We start from the raw sequence: 12366 nt of genomic DNA on the forward strand, positions 1-12366 counted from the left end.
ACCTTAACCCGTTCACTCCGAACGTAATGATTTAACCGGATTTGTCAATGCCGCCCTGATACTCTGGTAACTGATCGTAAGCAAAGCCACGCCGATTGAGGCGATGGCAGCGAGTGTAAATATGATCCAGTTGATCTCGATACGGTATTCAAAGCCTTGCAGCCACTTATTCATCGCATAATAACCTATCGGAGAAGCGATTGCAATAGAAATCAATACCAAAACCATAAAATCCGTCGAGAGCAGCGATACAATGGCTGTCACCGAAGCGCCCAGTACCTTCCTGATACCGATTTCCTTGATCCGCCGCTCTGCCGTGAAAGTGGCCAGGCCAAATAACCCCAGACAGGAAATGAGCAACGCGGTGAAAGTAAAGGTATTGAAAAGCGTGGCGGTACGGGCTTCGTTCTTGTAAAGCTTGTCGTAGGTTTCGTCCAGGAAGGTGTATTCCAGCGCATAATTGGGGATCATTTCGTCCCAGATTTTCTCTGCTGCCTTAATAGCCTCTCGGTCCTTGCCTGGCTGTGCTTTTACGTACAGGCCCAGCGCCCAGCTGGTGTTGTTGAACAAAACCAGAGGTTGGATCTTTTCACGAAGGCTTTTGAAATGGAAATCTTTCACGACTCCAATGACATTGCCTTTCATACCCTGAAAATCGAACCTCTGACCCACAACCGGCTTTCGCAAGTTGAACTTTTTCACCGCCGTTTCATTCAATACCACGTTGGTTTTGTCGCCTGGGCGGTTTGCGTCAAACCAGCGCCCGTCGGCCATTTTAATGCCGAACATTTTCTGAAAATTGTCTTCTACCGCAATTTGGGACACGGTGGGGGCGAAGTCTTTGGGACGGCCATCCCAGTCATAAGAGCCCGATGTGCTGCTGCCGATTTGTACAATGCTTTGGCTGGAAATAGTTACGTCAGCAATGCTGGATTCGTTCAGCAATCTTGCCTTAACAGTTGCCGGATCGATTTTCGGTGTCATCCCCCAGGGTAACCTGAATGTAAACGTGTGCGCCCTGTTATATCCCAGTTCTTTCTCCCGGATAAACTTCATTTGTCGCTGCACCACCAGCATGGAGATCAGGAAAACAATCGCGACTGTAAACTGGACTACCACCAATCCCTTCATGAAAGCTGCATTGCTGGTCCCCAGCACGTTGGAGCCCCTTAATGTTTCAAAAGGCTTGAAAGAGGACAGCAAAAGCGAAGGATAAATACCCGTGAGCAGCACCGCAAAAAAGGTAGTGCCCAGCAGGATCGTCCAAAGTACCGGGTTGAAAAAAGATATCTCGAAATTCTTGGCGGTGACCGAATTGAATACGGGCAGCAACAAATAGATCAGACAAAAAGACAAGCCCAGCGCAACCAGACAGGTAATGATCGATTCCGTCATGAATTGACCGAAGAGATGTGCATGCTTCGCACCAAGGAGCTTTTTAACGCCAACTTCTTTGGATCGGACGCTGGCCCTTGCGGTAGTGAGGTTAACGTAATTAATGCAGGCAACCAAAATGATCACCACAGCCAGTCCAAAGAAAACATAGATCGTTTTACGGTCACCCCTGCTTTGATCGGCACCCTGGATATCGTTGTTGAAATGCACGTTGGTCAATAGTTCCGCTTCCAGCGCTGTATCAGTCGAGGATTTCCCGTCGTCATTTTTTTTGAATTTCGATATAATGGCGGTAAGCTTTTTCCCGAGCTTTTTGAGATCGGTATTTTCTTTAAAGACGACAAATGTCTGGTAATCGAAATTATTCCAGGTGTTAGCATTCTTAAAAGTTTCGGGATTGGCCAGGTAGGCCGATAACGGCATAATGAAATCGTATTGAAAACTGGAATTGGCCGGATTGTCCTTGTAAACCGCAGATACCGAATAATCCAGCGTATCTATCCGAATGATTTTACCCGACGCATTTTCATCTCCGAAAATCTGTTTCGCTTTGGATTCCGACATGGCAATATTGCGGACCCCGGAGGCAAATGCGGCTGCTGATCCGTACACAAACTGATAATCAAAAACCTCGAACCAATTGGTATCTGCATAAACGGCATTATCGCCGTTTATTTTTCGGCCATTCACAATCATGGGCAGGTTACCTCTGAAACTCTGCCTGGTAAATGTTTCTATTTCAGGCAGATTTCCCAACTCGGCAGCCAGCGTCAGCGGTGTTGTGGACCAATGCCATGTTTCCTGCTTACTTACCGCCAGATGCGTGATGATCCTGCCGATCCGATCCGATTTTTTATGATAGCTGTCGAAGCTCAGCTCATTCTGGACCCATAATAAAATAAACATGGCGGCCACCATCCCGCCCGTGAGGCCAATGATATTCAGCGTTGTAAAAAGCCTGGAACCATACAGGTTCCTGAATGCGATTTTAATGTGGTTCTTTAACATAAGAAAGGTCAAAGGGTAAAAAGGGCGAAAGGGTAAAGGGCGGCTCGCGTAGAGTAAAAAGGGTAAGGTTAAAATGACAAGAGCCAGTGAGATTAACCCTTTACCCTTTTTACCCTCTATTCATTCCGATCTCAACGACCTTACAGGGTCCATCATCGCCGACCTGATGCTCTGCACCCCGATCGTCAGCACTGCAATTGAAATGGCCAGCAATGCGGCGGCGGCGAAATAAACCCAAGAAATACTGATACGGTATGGAAAATCCCGTAGCCAGATATCCGTTGCATAATAAGCGATAGGCAGCGCAATGATAATGGCGATCAGAACGAGTTTTACGAAATCAAAAGACAGCAGGGCCGTAATGCTGGCAACCGACGCGCCGAGCACTTTGCGGATACCAATCTCCTTGACGCGGGTTTCAGCATTGAACGTTGCCAGTCCGAACAAGCCAATACAAGATACAAAAATCGACAGGATTGCTGCCAATGTGATCATCTGCTTCCACTTCGCTTCCGATTCGTACCGTTTCAGGTTGGCCGAATCTTCGAACTTGTATTCAAATGGCATGAATTGTATGTGTTTGCGGAAAATCTTTTCGACTGCCCTCACTGTGCCTGGAATGTCCTTCGAGTCCAGCTTGGCATATACGGTACCCAAACGGTAGTTAGGGTCCTGCGTAAGAAGCAATGGTTTGATGGTATCTTTCAGTGATGCGTAATGGTAATCCCGGATGACGCCGATGACATTCATTTTCTGATTTTTCCACTCAAAATTGATCTCCTTCCCAATCGGATCGGACCAGCCCGCTTCTCTTACGAAGGCCTCGTTAACGACCACAGACTGAACCGGATCGGTCGGGAAGCTTTTAGAAAAATTGCGGCCTTTCAGCACCGGTATCTGTAAAGTTTTCAAAAAATTGTCATCCACCCCAATGTATCCAAATCCTATTTCTTTCTCACCAATTTTGGCACCGGTCCCGTTGTAATTTCCATTGAAAGAAGCGATCGACTGAATTCCCGCCAAACTGCCCAGCTCTTCTTTGATGATTTCCATTTTCTCATTTCCTCCCCTTCCGACGCTAAAACTCATCAGGTTTTTATCATTGTATCCCAAATTCTTATTGGTCAAATACCTGAACTGGGAATAAATCACAATCGTACCGATCACCAGACAAACAGATAATGCGAACTGAAATACAACCAGCCCTTTGGTCAGATAGTTTTTGCGGGTTAGCCTCGTGCGGTTGTACAGTGTTTGCGCGGGGCTGAAACCGGAAAGCACAAGGGCAGGATAGAGTCCCGCAACCAGCCCGGTAGAAAGTAATAAAGCGATATATCCGGCAATCAGTTTTGCATCCAACAAATAGGATAATGCCAATTGCTTGTTTGCCAGATCATTGAATGTTGGCAAAACTACCTGCATGAGTGCTATCGCAAATGCAAAAGCCAGAAAGGCCAATAAAAATGATTCTCCCAAAAATTGATAAATCAGCTGCTTGCGAAGGCTGCCCACCACCTTGCGAACCCCGATTTCCTTCGCCCGGTTAAGCGATCTGGCGACCGTCAGGTTGACGAAGTTGATGCAGGCAATCAGCAGGATAAAAATCGCGATCCCAGATAATATGTAGGAATAGATCGGGCTGCTTCCATGGCTCAGACCGTTCCTTAAATCGCCGGTTTCATTGTCCAGATGGACTTTTAAAAATGGCTGAAGACCAAAAACGGTCCGTTGATTGCGATCTTCATAGTTGCCGGACTGTTTTAATTTGTCAATAAAAATCCGGTTCATTTTTACGGCAACCGCTTTATAGTCAGCCTTATCATGCAGTAAAACAAAGGTATTCATGTAAAATCCGAGCCATTCGTTATCCGTCCAGCCTCTTACCTCCTGAAACTTGAAAGGCAATATCGCCTGGAATTGTACAGAGGAGTTCTGCGGGCAGTTTTTGGCCACACCCGAAACCACGAAAGTTTCGAATGCATCGCCAATTTTCAATTCCAGGGTTTTACCAACCGCATCTTTGCTATTGAAATATTTCTCAGCCAGGTCTTCCGAGATAACAATCGAATGGATATCCAATAAAACCGTTTTTGGATCCCCGGAGAGCAAAGGCATGGTGAATACTGTGAAGAAATTGTCATCTGCAAAAAGCACGTCTTCATTCAGGAGGTCATTACCCTTTTTGACCACAAATGAATTCGTCTGCGCTCTTACAACATCCTTAATTTCAGGAATTTCCCGTTTGAAACCAGGGCCGTGGACCGCATTGGTACTGGCAATGGTGCGTGTTTCGCCCTTGTCCTCTGGCATGGTCACCTGGATTCGGTACAGCTCATTTTTATTGGCCTGAAACTGGTCAAAGCTTACCTCGTCTTTGGTATACAAAACAATAAGCATGCAGCAGGTAAGCCCAAGCGACAACCCGGCAATGTTGATCAAAGAGAAAACCTTGTTCCTCGTTAGATTACGAATGGCGATTTTGAGATAATTTTTTAACATGGACGTTCTTGCTTTTGCTTGTTCCTATTCGCTTTTCAACGTCTTCACAGGGTTTATCAATGCCGCTTTAACAGACTGAAAACCAACGGTGAGTAACGTTACTGTGATGACGGCGAGCCCCGCTATGATGAATACCTGCCAGGTAATATCGATCCGGTAAACGAAATCTTTCAGCCATAAACGCATGGCCCACCAGGCGAGCGGAAAAGAAATGACGAATGACAAAGCCACCAATCTGATAAATCCTGAGGAGATTAGCACCACTATTCCAGAAATGGATGCGCCCAGCACTTTCCTGATACCAATTTCCTTAATACGTTGTTGTACCATGTAGGATGTCAGCCCGAATAACCCCAGGCATGCCAGAATGATCGAAAGCGATGTAAAAAAGCCCATGATCTTACCAAGCTGTAATTCTGACCGGTATAGTTTATTGTAGTCATCATCAAGAAAGCGGTATTCAAATGGCATATACGGTACCAGTTCCCCCCACTTGGATTTAAGAAATGCAATGGTCCCGGCAAGATCATTACCCGACGTTTTAATAAGCAGCTGCCGACCCCTCATTTCAGGAAACAATACCAGCGGCTTGATAACCTGGTGCATAGAAGCAAAGTGAAAATCCTTCACCACCGCCTTTACATAGCCCGGGCGGGAACTGTCCAGAAACATCCTTTTCCCGATGGCCTGTGCTGGCGTCCAGCCGAGTTCGCGGGCAGCACTTTCATTGAGGATAAACTGGTATTTCTTCTCGCTTAGCCCGGCAGCTGAAGCATCTTTGACATCCTGCAAGGTCAGGTCCTCGCCGGCGACGATCTGCAGACCAGTCGTTTTCACATAATCCTCGTCAATCGGGTTGGCATGAACAGAGATCTGCTCATTTTCAGGCATTGTTCCCGACCGCATGTTATAGCCGCTCACAATACTCACCGGGCTGCTTACACAACGTGACACACTCACGATATTCCGGTTGGATTTCAATTCCTGCTTGATCAATTCCATGTTGTCCACCACCCTGCTGTTGATCGGCAGAGCGACCACTTTTTCACGGTCATATCCCAGTTTCTTGTTCTGAATATAGCGCAGCTGATTTTGGATGATCAGGGTTGAAATGATCAGGAAAATCGAAATACCAAATTGGAATACGATCAGCGACTGCTGGATACGTTTGCCGGAACCTGTGCTCCTGAATGCCCCTTTAAGGACTCTCACTGGTTGAAAACCAGACAGCACAACCGCAGGGTAACTCCCTGCCAGTAAACCTACTATCAACGTAAACAAAACAAGAAACCCAACGGATTCGGGAGAAAACAAGGTATTTACCTCCAATTGTCTTTCCGTCAACTGGTTGAAATAAGGTATCACAAATGCGATCACACCAATACTCAGCAAAACAGCGATCACACAGGTAATGCCCGACTCTCCGACAAACTGCCTGAAAAGCTGCCCGCTCTCCGCACCGATTACTTTACGGACGCCGACTTCCCGGGCGCGTTCCATAGACCTGGCCGTGCTCAGGTTGATATAAGTAAAGCACACAATCGCCAGGATCAGCAATGCAACCGCTGACAGGATATAGAGGTATGCGATATTGGTATTGGGAACAAAGCTATCATATTGGGAATGCAGGTGAACCTGATCGAAGTGTTCGAGAAAAAAATTGATCGAAGCACCCTGGCCGGCCATTTCTTTTTTCATGAAAGGCCCGATTTTGGCTTGTAAAGGCTCAAATGAATTTTTGTCTTTTAAAAGCAAATAAGTGGTATAGTTGGCATTCCAATAAGTTTCCTCCTGGTTCTCGTGTAAGGAAGAAAAAGAAGCAAGGAAGTCAATTTTGAACTGGGAGTTTGCCGGATAATCTTCCATTACGCCGGTTACCTCGTAAATGGTACTGTCTGTGGCGATCTGCAGTATTTTCCCCACTGCGTCCTGATCACCAAAATATTTCTTTGCAATGGATGCTGTCAACACGACTTTCCCCGGTCCGTTCAATGCTTTTTTAGGATTTCCGGATACCATTTGAGCCGCGAATACATCAAAAAAGCTGGAATCAGCAAACATAAAATAAGGTTCCTTCACCAAACTTTCCTTGTGTTTGATAATCATATCGGCATCGGTCATCCGCACTGCAGATTGTACTTCAGGAAATGTCCTTTTAAAAACCGGAGCGACCTTTGTACTTGTATAATTCCCTGCTTTGGTCTCGGGGCTGCCATCAAAACTATATTGCATGATCACCCGGGCAACCCTATCCCCTTTCGGCTGAAAAGTATCAAAGCTCAGTTCGTGTTTAATATAGAGACCAATGAGCAAACAGCAGCTCAGCCCGATGGTCAGTCCGAAAATATTGATAAAAGAAGATGACTTGTTCTTCCAAAGATTCCGGACGGCGATTTTAAGATAGTTTTGAAGCATGGGTTTTTGCGGTTAAATGCTAACCTTTTCCTTTAAATTTTTGAATGAAGTTAATCGCCGAAAGCCAGAACCTAATCCGCCTTCAAACTCTTCATCGGATTCATTAGCGCAGCTTTAATTGCCTGGAAACTCACTGTCAACAAGGCAATCAGCATCGCTGCAATACCCGCTACAATGAAATACCACCATTCCAGTTCAATGCGGTAAGCGTATTTTTCAAGCCAGTTGCTCAGGAAATACCAGGCTACCGGGAACGCGATGATAGCGGCGATCAGTACCAGTTTCAGGAAATCCGCGGACAACATGCCTACCAGGTTGGTTACCGTTGCTCCCAGCACTTTACGAACACCGATTTCCTTTGTACGCTGCTCGGCGGTAAATGCGGCCAGTCCGAATAAACCCAGGCACGATATGAAAATCGCCAGGAAAGCAAAGTAATTGGAAAGCTTGCTCACGACCTTTTCGGATTTATACTGATTACCAAATTCCTCGTCGGCAAAATGATATTTGAAGGGCAGCCCGGGATTATATTGTTTGTAAATTTTCTCCATGTTCTCGATGGCTTTGGTCGTTTGCCCCGCCTCGGCGCGTATCAATGCGACACCCCATACTGCTTTTGGATTTTGCATGCTCACAATCAGCGGCTCTATGGCCACATGCAGAGACCCTGTATGAAAATCTTTCAGAAGCCCGATGATTTTACCCTTTCTACCCCACATCGTCAATTCTTTACCCACCGGATCTTTATAACCGATCTTCTTGGCTGCGGCTTCATTGATCAGGTAGTTGGACGTATCCGTTCCGAACGAGGGACTGAAATCCCGACCATCCAAAAGCTTCACGCCCATCGTTTTTACGAAATCATAGCCGGCAGGGTTCACATTGAATAACAGCTGCTGTGTTGTATCCTTTCCGGGCCAGCTTACGCCCTGAGTCGAGCTGCCATAATTGAGCGGGCTCGCCTGAGAATTGGAAACCGATTTTATCCCTGGCTCGCTGAGAAGTGCCTGACGGAAAGATTCGAAGTTCTTCTCCATCCCCTTTTCAATGTCGGAAATGTAAAGGAGGTTCTCGCGCGAAAATCCCAGGTTTTTATTTTGAATATATTCGATCTGCCTGTAAATGACGATCATAGACAGGATCAAAAGAATGGATAAGCCAAACTGAAAGACCACCAGCCCCTGACGGAAGTAGGTTGCACTTGGCTTGAATTTCAATGCGCCTTTCAGAATGGTCACCGGATTAAGCGATGACATAAAAATGGCAGGATAACTTCCTGCAACAACCCCGGTGATGACCGTCAGGCCCAGGAGGCATATCAGCAGGAAGGGATCAAAGAAATTAAGTGACAATTGCTTTTCGGTCAATGCATTGAAGGCAGGAATGAGACCTGCAACGATTAACAATGCCAAAATCAGCGACAGACAGGTAATCAGTATCGATTCTCCCATGAACTGCCCGATCAGGCTTGTGCGGTAAGCCCCTACCACTTTCCGCAAACCAACCTCTTTCGCCCGTTTCACCGACCGCGCTGTAGCCAGATTCATGAAATTGATGCAGGCGATGATCAATATAAACACCGCTACAATGGTGAACATCCGGACATATTCGATACGTCCGCCATTTTGCACCCCGGCTTCCCAATTGGAATACAGGTATGACTGACCGTAGTTGATCAGGAACAAATCGACATTGCTGTCCTTGTTTTTGGTTTTGATATAATTCTTGATCTTGGCGTTGACCTTTTCGAGTGTTGTGTTTTTGGATAAAAGAACAAAACATCTTGGGCCATTATTCCCCCATTCCTTTGACCATGCATTGTTTTTCTGCCAGCGGTCATAGCTCATTAGAAAATCGAATTTCATGGAGGAATAGCGCGAGGGTTCTTTAAGAATGCCGGTAACGATTACGTCATCTTTATTGTCCATGCGGATCGTTTTGCCCATAGCATTCCGTCCCTTGAAATATTTTTCCGCCAGCTTTTTTGAGATGACGATCCCATCCGGACGTTTCAGGGCTGTTTTTTTATCGCCTTCACTCAGTTCGAAAGAGGTCATATTAAGAAAATCTCCCTGCACATACCGCCCTTTTTCATTATCGAACACATTTCCTACCATAAAAACCGGTGCCTCTTCCCACAAAACCTGACTGGCCATTTCGATTTCCGGAATGTCCTTCACGATGTTTTCGGCCAGGATACCGGGCGTGGAAGCATACGTATTGATCACCCCTGAATAATGCTGATTTTCCATGACCGAATAGAGCCGGGCATCGGTCTCATGAAAGCGGTCCATCTTGATTTCATCCTGTACCCAAAGCATGATCAGAAGACTGCAAGCCATGCCCAATGCAAGGCCCAGGATGTTGATAAGGCTGAATGTCTTGTTCTTCAACAAATTCCGCCAGGCGATTTTTAGATAGTTTTTAAACATGAGGTTTTTGGCAAATAGCTTTCAGCCGTTAGCTTTTATTAAAAATAAGACTTGATGAACACGTCGCCAGGCAAAGTAAAATCTGACAGCCAACGGCCAGCGGCTCCGACCTAGTCGCTCTTCAGCGATTTTACCGGATTCATCAATGCCGCTTTTATACTCTGGAAACTCACGGTCAACAAGGCAATGACAACCGCCAGAAGTCCGGCCAGTGCGATCATCCACCAGGAAATATCAACATGATAAGCAAAATCTCTCAGCCAGTTATTCATGGCGTACCAGGCTACCGGGCTTGCTATAACGATCGAAAGCACGACCAGTTTCAGGAAATCTTTGGACAACAAAGTGACTATATTGGAAACGCTGGCGCCCAAAACTTTCCGGACCCCAATTTCCTTCGTGCGCCGTTCGGCCGTATAAGCCGACAGGCCGAACAATCCAAGGCAGCCAATTAATATCGAAATAACTGCAAACGTGATAAAGATCTCACCAACCCGTTGCTCACTGCGGTATACGTTGTCGAAATCGTCGTCCATAAAACGGTAGCTGAAAGGTTGCCCGGGCGCCATTTTCTTCCAGATCTCCTCCACCTGGCCCACTGTCTGCACCAGGTTGCCACCCTTGAGGCGGAATACGACCGAGCCGGTACTGCGTTGGAGAACAAGGCTCAACGCACCGATATTTTTCCGTAGCGATTCAAAATGGAAGTTTTTCACGACCCCGATGATGGTATAGGAAACTTTTTTACTCAGCGCGGGATCGTCGTAATCAAATATTTTCTTCCCCACAGGATCCGCATAACCAAGTATTTTCGCGGCAGTTTCATTGATGATAATGCCTGACGAATCCGACGGAAAATCTTCCTGAAAAGCCCTTCCAGCTTTCATTTCAAAACCCAGTGTTTTGACAAAATCGTAATCCACACCCCACTTTTGCATATTAATCCCTTTATCCTGCTGCATAGGGCCTTCGGGGAAAAACGAATTATCATTACGGGAGGAAGGCGTCGGTAAAAAGCTGGAAACCGTTCCGTTTTCAACGTTTGGCAGGCGTCTGGCCTCATCCTTAAATGCTGTCACCCGCTGGTTGAGCGCATAGGCATCATTGACGATCAGTACCTGGTCTTTATTAAACCCGAGCTTTTTTGTCTGGATGTAATTGAGCTGATTGTAAATAACGCCTGTCCCGATCATCAGCATCACCGAGATCATGAATTGGAACACAACCAATGAATTACGCAGGTACCCTCCTTTTCCTTCTATGGCGATGGTGCTTTTCAAAACTTTCAGTGGCTGGAAAGAAGACAGGAAAAAAGCGGGGTAACTGCCAGCCATTGTGCCTACGCATGCACCTGTAACCAGCACGATCATCCAGAACCAAAAATTCTGCAGCGGAAACTCAATTTGTTTATTCGCCAGGTTATTGAAAAGCGGCAGGCTGAGGTACGCAATCAATAATGCGAGCGCCATAGATAAGAAGCTCAGCATGATTGCCTCAGTAAGGAACTGATTGACAAGTGATATACGCTCAGAGCCCAATGCCTTACGGACACCAACTTCTTTGGCGCGGTTGGACGAGCGGGCAGTGGCCAGGTTCATAAAGTTCACACAGGCGATGGCCAAAAGGAACACGGCCACTACCGCGAATATATATACGTACTGAATACTCCCATTAACGCTCACTTCGGCAGTACGATCGGAATACAGGTGGATATCCGTAAGCGGCATAAGCGAGTAACGAATGTAGCTGCCCGACTTCCTTACTTCGTCCAGCGACGCACCCAGGAAAGCCTGTACCCATTTGCTGGTATATTTCTGAAGGACTGTTTCAAAATTCTTTTCGAACTGCTTCGCATCCACGCCAGGACGGAAAAGCAGGTAGGTACTAAAGTTATGGCTGCCCCAGGCTCCCTGCCGGCTGGCGGGATTGGAACTCATTGAAAGCAGCATATTAAGGTTGTGCATGTGCGTTCGGGAAGGCATGTTTTGCATCACACCTGTTACCGTGTAGGTATCGTGGTCGTCGATGAGCAGCGTTTTCCCAATCGGGTTTTCTTTCCCGAAATATTTTTCCGCATCCTTTTCGGAGAGTACGATGGTATTAGGCTCGGCCAGCACTTTCTTGGCGTCGCCCGCGATCAATGGCGTTGAGAAAACTTCAAAGAAAGTTGAATCCGCGTAAAAGACCTCTTCCTCTTTGAGGTTCTGGGCGGAATTGGTACGTCGGACCAACAGGTTACCGTTTTCTCGAAGCCTCGTAACCTGCTCGATCTGAGGATAATCCTTTTTTAGTGTAAAAGCCAGCGGGTCCGGCGCCACGGCCAGCTTCATATCAGCTCCGCCGAAACGGATATCTGCATTGATCCTGTAAATACGTTCCGCGTTTGCGAAGGAACGGTCGAAGCTCAGTTCATCCACCACATACAGCGAAATAAGCAGGCAGCTCGCCAGCCCCAGGGAAAGGCCGAAAATATTCAGGAACGAATAAAACTTATGCTTACGGACGTTCCGCCAGGCAATTTTTAGATAATTCTGTAGCATGATTTCTGGCTCTTAGCGGTAGGCAATTTATCTCGTAAAACATATCCACTCGGTCCAGTTCAAAAGCTGGAAGTCCC

At 46.6% G+C, this 12366-nt stretch carries 5 protein-coding genes; all 5 read right to left on the reverse strand.

Translation table 11 applies throughout. The features are described 5' to 3' along the window. Positions 1 to 12: 12 nt before the first annotated feature. Positions 13 to 2403 (reverse strand): ABC transporter permease, encoded by a 2391-nt coding sequence (locus tag AC1XUF_RS23365; RefSeq protein ID WP_483344267.1) that lies wholly within the window; start codon positions 2401 to 2403, stop codon positions 13 to 15. A 120-nt stretch (positions 2404 to 2523) separates the two neighbouring features. Continuing rightward, entirely contained in the window at positions 2524 to 4902 is a 2379-nt protein-coding gene (locus AC1XUF_RS23370; protein WP_483344268.1) for an ABC transporter permease, read from the reverse strand. Between the two features lie 24 nt (positions 4903 to 4926). Beyond that, on the reverse strand, positions 4927 to 7317 hold the full coding sequence (locus AC1XUF_RS23375) for an ABC transporter permease (RefSeq protein WP_483344269.1): 2391 nt from the start codon (positions 7315 to 7317) through the stop codon (positions 4927 to 4929). A gap of 71 nt (positions 7318 to 7388) precedes the next feature. Next, positions 7389 to 9749, reverse strand: a complete 2361-nt coding sequence (locus AC1XUF_RS23380) for an ABC transporter permease (protein ID WP_483344270.1) — start codon at positions 9747 to 9749, stop codon at positions 7389 to 7391. Between the two features lie 110 nt (positions 9750 to 9859). Then, entirely contained in the window at positions 9860 to 12289 is a 2430-nt protein-coding gene (locus AC1XUF_RS23385) for an ABC transporter permease (RefSeq protein ID WP_483344271.1), read from the reverse strand. Positions 12290 to 12366 lie beyond the last annotated feature (77 nt).

It is taken from the genome of Dyadobacter sp. HNCC25DJ185, from assembly GCF_056895195.1.